Here is a 15,149-nt window from a genome sequence, read left to right as displayed (position 1 = left end):
GTTTCTTTTATGCAGTCAGGGTTTACTGCTGCTGTGCCTGCTGCTCGGCGCGCTTGGCTTCCAGCGCCAGAATGGCATCGCGGCGGCTCAGGTTGATACGGCCCTGCTGGTCGATGTCGGTCACCTTGACCACGATGGCATCACCCACAGCCACCACATCCTCCACGCGCTCCACACGCTTGGTGTCCAGCTTGGAGATGTGCACCAGACCTTCCTTGCCCGGTGCGATCTCAACGAAGGCACCAAAGTTCATCAGGCGGGTCACTTTGCCCTTGTAGATGGCACCGATCTCGGGGTCCTCCACAATGGTCTTGATGGTAAAGATGGCGCGCTTTGCGTCCTCCTGATCCACAGCAGAGACGAACACATGGCCGTCCTCCTGCACGTCGATCTTGCAGTTGCAGGTAGCGCAGATGTCCTGAATGACCTTGCCGCCCTTACCGATCACGTCCTTGATCTTATCGGTGGGGATCATCATGCTGAACATCTTGGGTGCGTAGCGGCTCAGCTCATGGCGGGGCTCTGCGATCACCGGCTTGATGATCTCGTCCAGAATATACAGGCGGCCCTTGCGGCACTTCTCGAAAGCCTCGGCAATGATGTCGTAGGTCAGGCCATCGATCTTGATGTCCATCTGGATGGCAGTGATGCCCTTGCGGGTGCCGCCCACCTTGAAGTCCATATCGCCGTGGAAGTCCTCCACGCCCTGAATGTCCAGCATGGTCATCCAGCGGTCGCCCTCGGTGATCAGACCACAGGAAATGCCGGCAACGGGTGCCTTGATGGGCACGCCTGCATCCATCAGGGCCAGCGTAGAGCCGCAGATGGATGCCTGAGAGGTGGAACCGTTGGAGGAGAGCACCTCAGACACGCAGCGGATGGTGTAGGGGAACTCTTCCAGAGAGGGCAGCACGGGCACCAGAGCACGCTCTGCCAGTGCGCCATGGCCGATCTCGCGGCGGCCGGGGCTGCGCGGTGCGCGGGCCTCGCCCACAGAGTACGGCGGGAAGTTGTAGTGATGGATATAGCGCTTGGTCTGCTCGTCGGTCAGGTCGTCCATGAGCTGGTTGTCCTTGGTGCCGCCCAGAGTGCAGGTGGTGAGCACCTGCGTCTGGCCGCGGGTGAACATGCCGGAGCCGTGCACGCGGGGCAGGATGCCCACTTCGGCAGCCAGCGGGCGGATCTCGTTGATGCCGCGGCCGTCCACGCGCTTGCCCTCGTCCAGCAGCCAGCGGCGCACCACGAACTTCTGCATCTTGTAGCTGACCAGATCAAGGTCTGCAGCGGTCAGGTCGGGGTACTCCTCGGCGATCTTGTCCATGATGGGCAGCAGAGCAGCATCGCGCACATTCTTGTCGTCGGTGTCCATAGCGGCCTTGAAGTCGTCCAGATACTTGTTCTGGATGGCGTGGAACACGTCCATATCCAGACCCACCACCTGAAAATCGATCTTCGGCTTACCGCGCTCGGCCACGATGCGGTTGATGAACTCAATGGTCTTTTTGATCTCCACGTGAGCGGCCTTGATGGCGTTCAGCATGGTGTCCTCGTCCACCTCGTTGGCACCGGCCTCGATCATCACGATCTTATCCATGGTGGCGGCAACGGTCAGGGCAAGGTCGCTCACCTTGCGCTGTTCCTGCGTGGGGTTCAGCACGATCTCGCCGTCCACCAGACCCACCTGCACGCCGCCGATGGGGCCGTTCCACGGGATGTCGGACACGGCAGTGACCAGAGAAGCACCGATCATACCGGCGATCTCAGGGCTGCAGTCGGGGTCCAGACTCATGACGGTCATGGTGATGCACACGTCGTTGCGCATTTCCTTGGGGAACAGCGGGCGCATGGGGCGGTCCACCACGCGGCTGGTCAGGATGGCGCGCTCACCGGGGCGGCCCTCACGGCGCATAAAGCTGCCGGGGATGCGGCCTGCGGCGTAGAGCTTTTCCTCATACTCGACGTTCAGCGGGAAGAAATCCACGCCTTCGCGGGGCTTGGGGCTCATGACCACATTGCACAGAACGCAGGTCTCGCCGTAGCGGATCAGCGCACTGGCGTTGGACAGACCGCACATTTTGCCCATTTCTACCTTGAACGGGCGGCCTGCCAGCATGGTCTCGTAGACCTTGTAGTTCTCAAAGGTCTCTCTGCGGGAACCAAATTCAATTGCCATTGTTTTTGCCTCCTTGTTTTTTCGGATTTTTTCTATCCAAAAGGCGGTGGCACGCGCATCATAGCAATAAATCCAGCGTCCATGCCGTTCACATCCGGTTTTGTTTGAGATATTTCCCCCACCGGGGGAATGTCTCTGCCGTTGATGTGAGCCGTCCGCGCCATGAAAAAGCATTCGGGGCACAGGCGTTCGATTTACTGCTGCAATACGCAGCCGCTGCCATTTGTATACAAAAGCAAAAGGCAGGCACCTTTGCGGTACCTGCCCTCTGTTTAAATTACTTACGCAGACCCAGAGTTGCGATCAGAGCACGGTAACGCTCGATGTCCTTCTTCTGGAGATAAGCCAGCAGATTGCGGCGGCGGCCAACCATCTTCATCAGGCCGCGGCGGCTGTGGTGATCGTTCGGGTTCTTCTTCAGGTGCTCGTTCAGCTCGTTGATGTGAGCGGTCAGCAGAGCGACCTGCACTTCGGGAGAGCCAGTGTCCTTCTCGGTCAGAGCGACTTTGGCCATAACTTCCTGCTTGTTCATAGTTACATACCTCTTTATAAAATTTTATGTGCCAATGGAACAGCGGCGGGAAACGGCATTCCCAAAAAGCGGGCATACTCCCAACCCCGTACCACGGTAACAGATACAGTATACCAGAACCCTGTGCAAAATGCAAGGATATTTTTTGCATCCTGCCTTTATTTTTTTACGTACTGGTGCCAGTACAGCTGTACCTCCGGCAGCTTCTTTTTGCGCAGCAGAACTGCGGTGGGGATCAGATACAGCAGCACCGAAAGCAGCATGGATGCATCGTAGCCGCTTACCGCATCGGCCACGGTAGTGGTGCCGTACAGCCCACCGATGAGCATGGACGAAATATCCATGGCACCATGCAGGAATACCGTCACCCACAAATTGCCGGTGCGGAAGTAGATCGCCGCAAAAAGAGTGCCAAGCGATGCTGCAAACACGCACTGCATCAGCACACCGAAGGGTGCCGAACTGAGGATATTGGTCAGGTGCGCCGCACCAAACAGCACACCGGACAAAAGGCAGGCCTTCCACACACCGGCGCGGCTGGTGCCAAAGTGCTCCAGCAGGGTCTGGGCAATGACACCGCGGAAGATGAATTCCTCGGCCACACCCACCATGGCCATGCTGACAAGGAAGGTGCAGATGCGTGCCGCAGGCTGCAGCACGCCGTTCTCCGGCCGGCCCAGCACCAGCGACCCAAAGGCATTGTAGCCAATGAACACCAGCGGGTACATGCCCACCAGCAGGCCATTGAAAAAGCCGCTGCCGCGGCGGCGCAGCAGCCCAGCACGGTCTGTCCGTACCAGAAACAGCACTGCCACCATGGCCCCCACCAGCTCCTGCAGAGTGCTGTAGAGGTATGTATCAATGGACGCAAAATCCGTCCGAAAAAGAACCAATGCAATGGTAAAGACAAGATCTGTTACGAACAGGCTTGCCAGAAAGACCACTTCTGCCAGAACGCAGAATAAGATCGGGTGCGCTTTGCGCAGTCGTTTGAGCATGGGATACCCTCCTGAATCGTTGATGGTACTATTCTAGCACACTTTACCTTAAAACGATATAGCACGCGCAAAAAAGGCATTTTTCCCTTCTGCTGTGCCGCAAAGCGTTCACTTTTTCAAAACAAAGATCTGTTCAAACTCCTGCGTTGTCAGCAGCGAAACATCCTCATAGCCGCCCTGTCGGGCAACGTTCCACGCAGTTTCCATGTTCTGGGCCGTGATCTGCTCCACCTGTTCTGCCGTCACGAACTGCCACAGCCCCCGGCCTCCAATGAACAGCACCAGCGTATCATTTTCGCCGGTGTTATACTGCACCAGCAGCTCACTGGAATCGTCCGGCACCACACAGACCTCCTGAAATTTGAGAAGCTCCTGCACGCCGGAAGTGAAACTGCCAAGGTCCCCGGTAATATCCACGCAGGCGGCCTGACTGTATTGTTCCAGTTCTTTGTCTATCTTATAAGTACCGCTGTACATGCGCTCCGGCTCGATCACAAATGCAAGCACGACCATTGCAAGGCACACGATCTGCAGAATGCGCTTTCTGGTGCCTGCACGCAGCGTATCCAGAATGGAGAAAAGGCCGCAGCCACAAAACAGCGCTTCCAGCGGTTGCAGATGGTACACATACCGCAGCGACTTATACGGCGAGATCACCGCGATAACCAGAAATGCAGCAAGCGCCGGGACCGTGATCAGCTTGACACCCCCGGGGATCAGCGTTGTGCCGCGCAACTTGCCCGGCAGCCAGCGCTGCCCCAGCTTCGTCAGGGTCAGCACGGCCATAATGCCTGCGCCTACAGCAAAACCGACGATGCTCCAGCCGATCAGCTCCAGCGGGCCTTTGGGGTACTGCGCCAGATCCAGCAGATTGTTTGCTGTTGACTCCAGCGAAACCGTATCCTGCGAGTGCAGCTGTGCATACCAGCACGGAAAGGTGAGCAGCATTCCGCCAACGCCCGCAAGTGCCGGAAGTGAAAATGCAGCAGCATTTTTCCATTCGCGCCGGAACATCAGGTAAAGGTCATATGCTGCGCACAGCAGGAAGGCATAGACCACAAAGAAATACTGGGTCATCATGCCAAGATAGATGGTTACACCGATCAGAAGATATTTGGGCACAGACGGCCTGCGAAGAGACTTTGCCACTAGCAGCGCAAGCAGGATCGTCAGCAAGGTCATGAGCATATACATGCGCACCATCGTCACATTCGAGATCATTTCACGGTTGAACGCATACAATGCACAGACGAACAATGCTTTTTTCCAGTCTGCAAACAGCTCCATGCCCAGCGCATACAGCGCTGCCAGCGTGCCGCCCAGCAGCACAAAATTCATCCCCAGACCCGTCCATTTTGTAAAGCTGCCCGGGAACAGCGAGCATACTGTATTCAACAGAAAATAAAACAGCGGCGGATGAATGTCCTGCGTCTGATTATAGTAGACCGACGCATAGTTGAAGCGATCATTTTTCTGAACCGAAATATAATTCACAAAATCCTGTTGTTCAAAAACTGCTTCCGGGAGATTTCCATCAAACGAATGCTCACCATTATAATACCAATTCAAAAACGGCGCATAGCTGCTGTTTGAAAGGCCGTAGGAGTAGATCTCATCCAGAAAGAACCCCTCTTTCCGCATAGCCCACCAGCCGCAAAGGCAGATCAGAACGATCACAAAAAGCGCGACCGCCCGTTTTTTCTTTTTTATTTCCTGCATAGTTTCTGTTTTTCCTCGCTTTTTTTGTCCGTTCTGCAGCCAAATATGGCTTTGCTTTTCCAGTATATCATATTTAGAACACAAGTCAAAACTTTTCGGGTTGCAGATCCCGCTGCTGTTAGCAGCATGCACCCTGTTAGACATTCCTAGCCGGTGGAACCCGCGGGCTAAACAAAGCCATACTATGGCTTTGTTTGCGGTGCTTCGCACCGCCGCCCTGTTCAAATCCCGCGCGGAGACAAAAAAGAACCAGTACACGAATGTGTTAGCAGCATGCACCCTGTTAGACATTCCTAGCCGGTGGAACCCGCGGGCTAAACAAAGCCATACTATGGCTTTGTTTGCGGTGCTTCGCACCGCCGCCCTGTTCAAATCCCGCGCGGAGACAAAAAAGAACCAGTACACGAATGTGTTAGCAGCATGCACCCTGTTAGACATTCCTAGCCGGTGGAACCCGCGGGCTAAACAAAGCCATACTATGGCTTTGTTTGCGGTGCTTCGCACCGCCGCCCTGTTCAAATCCCGCGCGGAGACAAAAAAGAACCAGTACACGAATGTGTTAGCAGCATGCACCCTGTTAGACATTCCTAGCCGGTGGAACCCGCGGGCTAAACAAAGCCATACTATGGCTTTGTTTGCGGTGCTTCGCACCGCCGCCCTGTTCAAATCCCGCGCGGAGACAAAAAAGAACCAGTACACGAATGTGTTAGCAGCATGCACCCTGTTAGACATTCCTAGCCGGTGGAACCCGCGGGCTAAACAAAGCCATACTATGGCTTTGTTTGCGGTGCTTCGCACCGCCGCCCTGTTCAAATCCCGCGCGGAGACAAAAAAGAACCAGTACACGAATGTGTACTGGTTCTTTTTGGTCGGAGCAGCGGGATTTGAACCCACGGCCTCCTCGTCCCGAACGAGGCGCGCTACCAACTGCGCTATGCCCCGAAAATACCGCAGCCAGTTGAGACTGCGGTTTTCTTGGTTGGGGATGAGAGAATCGAACTCCCACAAGTAGAGTCAGAGTCTACCGCACTACCACTATGCAAATCCCCATTATTCAGTTTGTCTGCCGCGCCGTGCGCTGCTGACAAGGGATATTATACTCAAAAGGCCCGCGCTTGTCAACCATTTTTTTATTTTTTCTGCAAAAGTTTTCCCGCTGTTCTCCTGCCCGCAGAAATGCACCGTGGAAGCGTGTAAATTTTCTGCGCTTCTCTTGACAGCGGCCCCCATCCGGAATAATCTTATACTATAAACAGGTAGGTCTCCGGGCAGACTGACTTTGAAAGGCAGAACGCGCGGCGCTGAATACCAAATGAAAGAGGGCTTTTGAATGAAAAAACGTGTTGGAATCCTGACTTCCGGCGGCGACTGTCCGGGTCTGAACGCCACCATCCGCGGCGTAGCAAAAGCACTGTATGCCCGCATGGGCGATAACGTGGAGATCGTTGGCATCCTGAACGGATACAGCGGCCTGATCAACGGCGACTACAAGGAGATGTGCGAGGACGATTTCCGCGGCATCCTGACGCTGGGCGGCACCATTCTGGGCACCAAGCGCACCCCCTTTAAAATGATGCGTGTGGTGGAGGACGACAACATTGATAAAGTTGCCGCCATGAAAAAGACCTACAAAGAAGCCAAGCTGGACTGCCTGCTGTGCCTGGGCGGCAATGGCACCCACAAAACCGCAAACCTGCTCTCGCAGGAGGGTCTGAACATCATCGGCCTGCCCAAGACCATTGATAACGATATCTATGGTACCGACGTAACCTTCGGCTTCCACACCGCCGTGGACATTGCCACCGATGTGATCGACCGCATCCACACCACCGCAGGCAGCCACAGCCGCGTGATGTGCATTGAGATCATGGGCAACAAGGCAGGCTGGCTGACACTGTATTCCGGCATTGCAGGTGGTGCAGATATTATTCTGCTGCCGGAACAGCCCTATGATATCGACCGTGTGTGCTCTGCCGTGGAACGCCGCGCAAAGAAGGGTTCCAACTTCTCCATCATCGCTGTGGCCGAGGGTGCCATCAACTGCGAGGAAGCCGGCATGAAGCGCAAGGAATGGATGGCAAAGCGCGCCGAGGCAGGCTTTGGCACCACCGCCACCAACCGCATTGCACAGGCCGTGCAGAAAAAAACCGGCATGGAGACCCGTGTGTGCATCCCGGGCCACATGCAGCGCGGCGGCAGCCCCAGCGCCTACGACCGTGTGCTGGCCACCCAGTTCGGCAGCTATGCGGCAAAGCTGGTGGAGATCGAGCGCTACGGCGTGACCGTTGCCATGGTGAACCGCCATGTCACCGAGAACCGTCTGGCCGACATTGCAGGCAAGACCCGCAACGTGCCGGAGAACTGCGACCTGCTCACCGTCGCCCGCCGCATGGGCATCAGTCTGGGTTGATTACCATTTGAATGCTCTTCGCTTTGCTCTGAGCATATTTAGCGGAATAATTATTTTTTATTGGGGATTCCTGAAAATGTGCGGATTTTCAGGAATCCCTTTTTCACCGGAAGGGTCCCAACCGGCAGATGCTTCAAACAAACGGAATGCCATTTTCCGCTGCACCCCCTCCCGTGAAAATGCAGATCCCGGCAGACCGCAGTCTGCCGGGATCTGCTCTATTCAGAAATACTGTTTCCGTTGAAGATGGCCAGAATGCAACAGTGGCCATTCAAAATCGTCTGCCGGACAAATCAAAGGTCCGTCACATCATGCCGGGTGGGCTGGCCTTTTTCAAAGGCAACCGCGCTTTCCAGCACACCGCGCACCATGCTCTCCACATCCTCGTGGGTGTAGAAAGCCGTGTGGTCGGTCAGGATCACATTGGGCATGCTGCGCAGAGCCGCCAGCTCCGGGTTCGGGATCACATCGCCCATGCGATTATAATAGTACAGGCCGTTCTCATTTTCCAGCACGTCCAGGCCCGCCGCGCCAATCTTGCTGCTTTCCAGCCCGGCGATCAGTGCATCGCTGTCGATCAGCTTGCCGCGGGCGGTGTTGATGATGGTCACGCCCGGCTTCATGCTCTCAATTGCTTTGGTGTCGATGAGATGGTGATTCTCCTCCGTAGCGTTGGTGTGCAGAGTGATGACATCGCTTTCCGCCAGCAGGGTCTCCAGCGGCACATACTCGGCGATCTTCTTTACCTCGTCGTTGGGGTACAGGTCGTAGGCCAGCAGGCGGCAGCCAAAGCCGGACAGATGCTGCAGCACCGTGCGGCCAATGCGGCCCGTACCGATCACACCCACAGTGCAGGTGGAAATATCGCGGCCGATTTTTCCCTGCAGGGAGTAGTCCTGCGCTTCGCCGCGCTTGAGGATGTGCCCTGCCTTGCGCAGGCTCATCAGCATGAGCATAATGGCAAAGTTTGCAACGCCGTTTGGCGGGTAGTCCACATTGGCCACCTTCATGCCCAGTTCCCGGGCCGTCTCGCGGTCTACGTGGTCATAGCCGATGGAACGGCAGCAGATGGACTTTACGCCCAGCTCGTGAAACCGCTTGACCATGGGCGTGCTCATATCACAGGGCGTTACCGACACGGCATCATAGCCCTTTGCCAGTTCAGCGTTTTCCAGCGTGGGATACTCCTGCGTAGAGCCAAACTCAACGTCCAGCTGCGGTGCCAGCCGCTGCGCGATGCCCAGCTCATCGTAGGGGCGCAGGGTGTAAAAAAAGACTTTTGTAGCCATAAAACTTCCCTCCCGGCTTATTTTGTATCTATTGTAGCACGTTCTGCACAGATGGATGCATTTTACTGCGTGAATTTTGTTCACCTTAAAAATGAGGATTCATCTTTCCATATGAATGCGCGCAAAACAGTTGTAAATTGTCGGAAAAGAGGGTATGATAAAGGAACTGAGAAGTATACATCACTGAAATATAAAAGGAGTGTGCCTTATGCGCGCTTATGAACGGCTTTTGAATTATGTCCGGGTGCATACCACCTCGGACGAAAACTCCGGTACGCACCCTTCCGCTGAACGGGAGTTTGACCTTGCCCGCCAGCTGGTGGATGAGATGAAGGCCCTTGGCATGGAGGATGCCCATGTGGACGAGCACTGCTACGTCTATGGCACCCTGCCTGCCACGCCCGGCTGTGAGGATCAACACGCTCTGGGCCTGATCGCCCACATGGACACTGCCGACGATGCCAGCGGTGAGAATGTGCAGCCCGTTGTGTGGGAAAACTACAACGGCGGCGACGTAACTCTGCCCGCCACCGGCATGGTGATGAAGCCCTCTGTGTTCCCCTTCCTTACTTCCATGAAGGGCGAGACCCTCATCACCTCAGACGGTACCACCCTGCTGGGTGCCGACGATAAGGCCGGTATTGCCGAAATTTTGACCGCTGTTGAGACCATTCAGGAAAAAGGCCTGCCCCACGGCAAGCTGTGTATCGCCTTTACTCCGGATGAAGAGATCGGCGAGGGTGCAGAGCTGTTCGATATTCCGGGCTTCGGTGCCGACTTTGCCTATACGGTGGACGGCGGCGATGCCGGCTCCATTGAGTACGAGAACTTCAACGCCGCTTCCGCCACCGTGACCATCCGCGGCTTCTCGGTGCACCCGGGCACCGCCAAGGACACCATGATCAACGCTTCCAATGTGGCCATGGAGTTTCATCAGGCGCTGCCCATCACCGCCCGCCCCGAAACGACCGAGGGCCGGCAGGGCTTCTACCACCTGTGCCAGATGTACGGCGATGTGACCACCGCAAAGCTGGGCTACATCCTGCGCGACCACGATGCCGCAAAGCTACAGTTCAAGAAGGACAACATGCTGGATATTGCCGAATTTTTGAACGGAAAGTACGGCGAAGGCACTGTGACCGTGGAGATCAAGGACAGCTACCGCAACATGCTGGAAAAAATCAAGCCGCATTTCCACTTAGTAGAGACCGCCCGCAAGGCCACCCGCATGGCCGGGCTGGAACCGGAGGAAATTCCGGTGCGCGGCGGCACCGACGGTGCTATGCTGAGCTGGAAAGGCCTGCCCTGCCCCAATCTGGGCACCGGCGGCTTCAATTTCCACGGCGTATGCGAGTGCATCACCGCTGAGCGCATGGACCGCTGCACTGAGATCTTGCTGAACATCATAAAGCTGTACGCAGAGTAAATTTTATTTTTCAATATACAAAAAAGTGGGTGCTATTTTCGGATAGCACCCACTTTTGTTATACTCTGACGCTTATCTCTACGACTCCACTCGTGAAAATGCATTTGGAGCAGCCCTGCGGTTGCGTAGCAATGAAAGCCCCAGTGGGGCTTTCAAGCAGGCGAGCGGTCTGCGTTAGCAGATGGAAGGGATTCGCCCTGACAAACGTCAGGGCTGCGACAAATGCGAAAAATAAAAATCAAATTCCACTGAACATGCCCAGAGTACAACGACGACGACCGCTGCCTGCGGCAGAAGCAGGGAGGAGTTGTTGGGGCCGCGGCCAGCAAGACACGAATGCCACTCAAGGCATGAAGTGGATGCTGGGAGCCGCAACTCTAGGAGGGCATTCAAAATCGTTTAACCAACGTTGATATGCCCCACCGGCATGATCTTCCGTTTGTTATCGTCCGGCTTTGCCGTCAGGCTCATGGCCAGCGACACCGGGCCGACACGGCCCATGAACATGACCAGCATATACAGGATTTTTGCGCCCCGGTTCAGCTGAGTGGTAACGCCCACCGAAAGGCCAACTGTGCCAAAGGCAGAGCAGGACTCGAAAATAGCGTCAATGACCGACACAGCGTCCGAGGTGTTATAGAACACCACCACAGCCGAGCCAACCGCCGCCAGCCCGCCGAGCACGATAATGGTCAAAGCACGATAAACCGTCTTGGACTCGATGTGGTGCTCTGCGATCACACAGTCGTCGCGGCCCTGAGCCACACTGCGGATCGTCAGGATGATGACGGCGAACGTAGTCACCTTCACGCCACCGCCGGTAGAGCCGGGTGCCGCACCAATGAACTGCAGCGCGCTCATCAGCAGTTTGGTGATGGGGCCGCAGGCCGCAAGGTCGATGGTATTCATGCCCGCAGTACGAGTGGACACCGACTGGAACAGTGCCGCCATCAGCTTGCCGGGCACAGAGAGCCCGCCCATGCTGGCAGGATTGTTCCACTCCATCAGCGCGATGAGCGCCGCGCCGCCGAGCCACAGGATCACCGAGAAGCTCAGCACCACCTTGGCCTGCAGGGAAAGCCGGTGCTTTTTGCGGTATTGACCGATCTCCACCCATACCATGAAACCCAGACCGCCGGAAATGATCATGAACATCACAACGGCCTGAACATAGTAATTGTTCACATAGGGTGCCAGTGAGGAATACTGGCCGAACCGGCCAAACAGATCAAAGCCCGCGTTACAGAAAGCCGAGATGGCCGTGAACACGCTCACCCAGATGCCTTCCAGCCCGAACTGCGGCACAAAGGCGAACAGCAGCAGCACAATGCCAATGCCTTCAAACAGGCCAGCCAGTCCCACCACGATCTTCAGCACGTCCTTGGCCTGCGCATATCCGTCCGCTGAGACGCTTTCTCCCAGCAGCCGCAGATCGCGGAAGCCCATACGCCGCCGCATAGCCAGCGCGAAGAAGCTGGTGAGGGTGACCAACCCCAGACCACCCACCTGAATGAGCAGCAGGATCACCGCCTGCCCAAAGTAGGTGAACTGGGTCCAGGTATCCCGCACGATCAGACCAGTAACGCAGGTAGCGCTTGTGGCGGTGAACATGGCATCCAGTACATCCAGCCGCCCATGCTTGCTGGCAACAGGCAGGCTGAGCAGAAAGGTGCCCAGCGCGATCACGATGACAAAGCTCACACAGATGATCTGCGTAGGCGTATACATCCCCTTGCGCTTGCCCGCCGGGCGGTAAAACAGCTTTTTCCCTTTTGCCTTTTCCATAAGTTCCTCCGCACGCGGCAAAGCCTGCCGCGGCTATTTTCATTTCCTCTATAGCATACACCATTTTGCCCTCCGGTTCAACTTGATTTTATCCGCAAAATGCTGTATTATAATAGGGCATTCGTCTCCGTAGCTCAGATGGATAGAGCGCAAGCCTCCTAAGCGGCAGATGGTTCGATTCCTTCGAGCAATGAAAATTGCATAAATCTTAAAAATGTCTCAGTAGCTCAGCTGGATAGAGCACACGCCTCCTAAGAATTCGGTCAACCTGATACCTTGGGGGCAGAAGTGATTGCTCTAATCAAAAGCAAGACCGGGAATCGAAGTTTTCTCAACAATTTTTGATGCAACAAGTTTAACACCGTTCCGGTTGCAACGCAGTCGGTCACTTCGTTGTGAAAAGCATTCCATACAAAGTGCAGAAAAGTCAAAAATCAACGATAATACATATATGTCTCTATACCTCAGCTGGATAGAGGGTTCGCCTCCTAAGCGAAACGCCCCCGGTTCGAACCCGGGTAGGGACATCCTTTTAAGAAATGCGAAGGTCATTTTTCCATGTGAAAGACGATCTTCGCATTTTTCATTTTGAACCTATCACCAAAATTAGCCAGCTAATGCCATTAGCAGAATTTTCAGCTCCAGCTAATAAAATCGGCTTTCCAGCTAATGAAGCCTCATAAAGCGCCTTTTGAACCCTGTTTTCTGGCTCTCTGCTAAGATTGGTAAACGCTTTCCTGTAAATCCATGTAAATACAAGATAATCTGTGTGAATCTATTTTCCACCTTTCTGCTGGAAGCCGTGCAAAACACTTTTCTCCATACATAGCGCGTTCACTCGCTGTTCTCTCGGAACAGAAAGAGGAACGCGCTTTTTTGTTTTCGGGCCGAACTTCCCGAATCCACCAAAGGAGGGTTTACCGATGAAAAAAGTTCTGACCGTCACGATGGACGGTATCCGCTACCATGCTTCCCGCCCGGCAGATTGCCGGCACTGCTTCTTCTGGAAGAATCGAAAGAAGGGCTGCGTTCTCGGCAAAGAGAACTGCTACTACCTGATCGAGCCGCCCAAAGGCCCCAGCAAGTGCGAAGGGTGCCCCTACAAGCGGGCAAAGCCCTGTGTGCTGGTTCCCTGCTACAAAGACCTGATGGCACCGCTGGAGAAACGAGGTGATGCCAAGTGAGCCACAAGCGAAACGAAGCTCTGCGCCATGTTCAGCACTCCATGCACCATGTGATCGCCGCTGGCGAAGGTTCCGACCGTGCCCCGGACAGTTGCAAGCTGTGCCCGTACTATCGACCCGATTTCAAGTTCCGCACCTGCCTGTATGCCCACTGCCCTTATAAGAAGCAGGTCAATGTATTCCGTTCCACACCTGAAAAATGGGATATTCTCTATGCCCGAAAAAAAGCCGACAAGAACCGCAGACCTTGATTACTTCTATGGGCAGTCCAGCGAGCTGTTCTCCTTCTACCGGATTCCCAAGCTGTTGTTTCAGGATAGCCGCTTCCAACCGCTTTCCACAGATGCCAAAACCCTGTACGGTATCCTGCTGGACCGCATGAGCCTTTCAGCCCGGAATGGTTGGTTGGACAAAGCTGGGCGGGTGTTCATCATCTATACTGTGCAGGAGGTGCAGGATTCACTGGGCTGTGCCGATAAAAAGGCGACCAAGCTGCTGCGAGAACTGGAAGAGTACGGCCTGATTGAACGCAAACGGAGGGGGCTGGGCAAGCCCGATCTCATCTATGTGAAGAATTTTTCGTCAGAATCGTCAAAACTACGCTTTCTGAATCGTGATAATGACGATTCTGGAGTCGTCCAGAATACGCTTCAAGACCCGGCCAAACTACGATGTAATAAGACTGATAGAAATAACACAGAGGTAAGCGATACTGATCCTATCTATTCCGATGAAAACGACTGGATGAGCAAACGCGCCCAACTGGAAGAATATTTTTCACGTTCTTTGGAGATGGACCTTCTTCTCCGGCTTTACCCGGATGATGAAGATACCCTCTACCAAATCGTGGATTTGCTGGTGGATACCTGTGCCACCAACCGCAAGACGCTGCGCATTGCCGGGGACGATAAGCCCGCCGAGGTGGTACGCAGCCGGTTTATGAAGCTGAACGCCGACCATATTTGCTTTGTGCTGAAGTGCCTTGCAGAGAACAGCAGCCCGATCCGAAACATGAAACAGTATCTGCTTGCTTCTCTATATAATGCACCCACCACAATGCAGCTTTTCTATCAGAACCAAACCAACCATGACTTAGCGATGCGGAGGTGATGAAAATTTCAAAGAAAGCAACCACAATAGCCATCGTCAACCAGAAAGGCGGCACCGGCAAGACCACCACCTGTGAAAATCTGGGCATCGGTCTGGCGATGGAGGGCAAGAAGGTCCTGTTGGTGGACGCTGACCCGCAGGGCAGCTTGACCATCAGCATGGGCTGGCAGCAGCCCGATGAATTGCCCACAACCCTTTCCACCCTGATGCAGAAAGCCATGAACGACCAAAGTATTCCGCCCGGCGAAGGTATCCTGCACCATGCGGAGGGCGTTGACCTGATTCCAGCCAACATCGAACTGGCAGGGATGGAAGTGTCTCTCGTTAACTGCATGAACCGGGAAAAGATGCTGAAACAGGTGTTGGAAGGTGCAAAGCATGAATACGATTTCATTCTGCTGGACTGCACTCCTTCCCTTGGGATGCTGACCGTGAACGCACTGGCAGCAGCAGACACCACCCTGATTCCTGTGCAGGCGCAGTATCTGTCTGCAAAAGGCTTGGAACAGCTTTTGCAGACGGT

General features: G+C 55.0%; 12 protein-coding genes and 3 tRNA genes. 7 read left to right on the top strand and 8 right to left on the bottom strand.

All coding sequences use genetic code 11. The annotated features are described in order from the left end of the window. Positions 1-22: 22 nt before the first annotated feature. The 6 genes from DWY76_RS02560 to DWY76_RS02535 all read right to left on the bottom strand — a co-directional run bounded on the left by DWY76_RS02560 (position 23) and on the right by DWY76_RS02535 (position 6,472). On the bottom strand, positions 23-2,173 hold the full coding sequence (locus DWY76_RS02560; protein WP_120079681.1) for a polyribonucleotide nucleotidyltransferase: 2,151 nt from the start codon (positions 2,171-2,173) through the stop codon (positions 23-25). 277 nt (positions 2,174-2,450) lie between these two features. Further along, positions 2,451-2,705, bottom strand: a complete 255-nt coding sequence (rpsO, locus tag DWY76_RS02555) for a 30S ribosomal protein S15 (RefSeq protein ID WP_005933138.1) — start codon at positions 2,703-2,705, stop codon at positions 2,451-2,453. 158 nt (positions 2,706-2,863) lie between these two features. Beyond that, the gene (locus tag DWY76_RS02550; protein ID WP_097780845.1) at positions 2,864-3,703 is read right to left on the bottom strand and encodes a CPBP family intramembrane glutamic endopeptidase; all 840 of its coding nucleotides are present in this window, start codon (positions 3,701-3,703) and stop codon (positions 2,864-2,866) included. A gap of 108 nt (positions 3,704-3,811) precedes the next feature. Beyond that, positions 3,812-5,380, bottom strand: a complete 1,569-nt coding sequence (locus DWY76_RS02545; RefSeq protein WP_165852552.1) for a glycosyltransferase family 39 protein — start codon at positions 5,378-5,380, stop codon at positions 3,812-3,814. 908 nt (positions 5,381-6,288) lie between these two features. Beyond that, positions 6,289-6,364: transfer RNA gene (locus DWY76_RS02540), tRNA-Pro, on the bottom strand. A gap of 34 nt (positions 6,365-6,398) precedes the next feature. Continuing rightward, positions 6,399-6,472: transfer RNA gene (locus DWY76_RS02535), tRNA-Gln, on the bottom strand. 280 nt (positions 6,473-6,752) lie between these two features. On the opposite strand from DWY76_RS02535, the gene DWY76_RS02530 reads away from it, so the two are divergent. Then, positions 6,753-7,832, top strand: coding sequence for an ATP-dependent 6-phosphofructokinase (locus DWY76_RS02530; RefSeq protein WP_005945310.1), 1,080 nt, complete (start codon positions 6,753-6,755; stop codon positions 7,830-7,832). A gap of 293 nt (positions 7,833-8,125) precedes the next feature. Here the strand turns inward: DWY76_RS02530 and DWY76_RS02525 are convergent, their stop codons facing one another. Next, positions 8,126-9,121 carry a D-isomer specific 2-hydroxyacid dehydrogenase family protein gene (locus DWY76_RS02525; RefSeq protein ID WP_120079677.1) on the bottom strand — a complete coding sequence of 332 codons (996 nt, stop codon included), beginning with the start codon at positions 9,119-9,121 and terminating at the stop codon, positions 8,126-8,128. 208 nt (positions 9,122-9,329) lie between these two features. On the opposite strand from DWY76_RS02525, the gene pepT reads away from it, so the two are divergent. Further along, entirely contained in the window at positions 9,330-10,547 is a 1,218-nt protein-coding gene (pepT, locus tag DWY76_RS02520) for a peptidase T (protein WP_005945298.1), read from the top strand. Positions 10,548-10,946: 399 nt separating this feature from the next. On the opposite strand, the gene DWY76_RS02515 is transcribed toward pepT, so the two are convergent. Next, complete coding sequence (locus DWY76_RS02515; protein WP_120079675.1) at positions 10,947-12,332, bottom strand: potassium transporter TrkG; 1,386 nt, start codon at positions 12,330-12,332, stop codon at positions 10,947-10,949. Between the two features lie 453 nt (positions 12,333-12,785). Here DWY76_RS02515 and DWY76_RS02510 point away from each other — a divergent pair. From DWY76_RS02510 to DWY76_RS02495, 5 genes are all read left to right on the top strand, one after another. After that, positions 12,786-12,859, top strand: a tRNA-Arg gene (locus tag DWY76_RS02510). 396 nt (positions 12,860-13,255) lie between these two features. Further along, positions 13,256-13,516, top strand: a complete 261-nt coding sequence (locus DWY76_RS02505) for a hypothetical protein (protein WP_005945283.1) — start codon at positions 13,256-13,258, stop codon at positions 13,514-13,516. Further along, complete coding sequence (locus DWY76_RS13800; RefSeq protein ID WP_005924919.1) at positions 13,513-13,767, top strand: hypothetical protein; 255 nt, start codon at positions 13,513-13,515, stop codon at positions 13,765-13,767. The genes DWY76_RS02505 and DWY76_RS13800 overlap by 4 nt, the downstream gene beginning before the upstream one ends. Further along, positions 13,730-14,626, top strand: a complete 897-nt coding sequence (locus DWY76_RS02500) for a DUF6017 domain-containing protein (protein WP_113992899.1) — start codon at positions 13,730-13,732, stop codon at positions 14,624-14,626. Before DWY76_RS13800 ends, DWY76_RS02500 begins: the two co-directional genes overlap by 38 nt. Next, positions 14,626-15,149 (top strand): AAA family ATPase (locus DWY76_RS02495; protein ID WP_133300777.1); only part of this gene is annotated, 524 nt, incomplete at its 3' end. The genes DWY76_RS02500 and DWY76_RS02495, both read left to right, overlap by 1 nt.

The organism is Faecalibacterium sp. AF27-11BH, from assembly GCF_003603005.1.
Lineage (GTDB): Bacteria > Bacillota > Clostridia > Oscillospirales > Ruminococcaceae > Faecalibacterium > Faecalibacterium taiwanense.
The sequence above is the reverse complement of the archived record's forward strand: the minus strand, read 5'-3'. Positions and strand labels throughout refer to the sequence as shown.

What these genes read in the sequence shown, in the direction of transcription:
- DWY76_RS02560 (WP_120079681.1), bottom strand. Translation starts at nt 2,173, where the DNA reads ATGGCAATTGAATTTGGTTCCCGCAGAGAGACCTTTGAGAACTACAAG.
- rpsO (WP_005933138.1), bottom strand. Translation starts at nt 2,705, where the DNA reads ATGAACAAGCAGGAAGTTATGGCCAAAGTCGCTCTGACCGAGAAGGAC.
- DWY76_RS02550 (WP_097780845.1), bottom strand. Translation starts at nt 3,703, where the DNA reads ATGCTCAAACGACTGCGCAAAGCGCACCCGATCTTATTCTGCGTTCTG.
- DWY76_RS02530 (WP_005945310.1), top strand. Translation starts at nt 6,753, where the DNA reads ATGAAAAAACGTGTTGGAATCCTGACTTCCGGCGGCGACTGTCCGGGT.
- DWY76_RS02525 (WP_120079677.1), bottom strand. Translation starts at nt 9,121, where the DNA reads ATGGCTACAAAAGTCTTTTTTTACACCCTGCGCCCCTACGATGAGCTG.
- pepT (WP_005945298.1), top strand. Translation starts at nt 9,330, where the DNA reads ATGCGCGCTTATGAACGGCTTTTGAATTATGTCCGGGTGCATACCACC.
- DWY76_RS02515 (WP_120079675.1), bottom strand. Translation starts at nt 12,332, where the DNA reads ATGGAAAAGGCAAAAGGGAAAAAGCTGTTTTACCGCCCGGCGGGCAAG.
- DWY76_RS02505 (WP_005945283.1), top strand. Translation starts at nt 13,256, where the DNA reads ATGAAAAAAGTTCTGACCGTCACGATGGACGGTATCCGCTACCATGCT.
- DWY76_RS02500 (WP_113992899.1), top strand. Translation starts at nt 13,730, where the DNA reads ATGCCCGAAAAAAAGCCGACAAGAACCGCAGACCTTGATTACTTCTAT.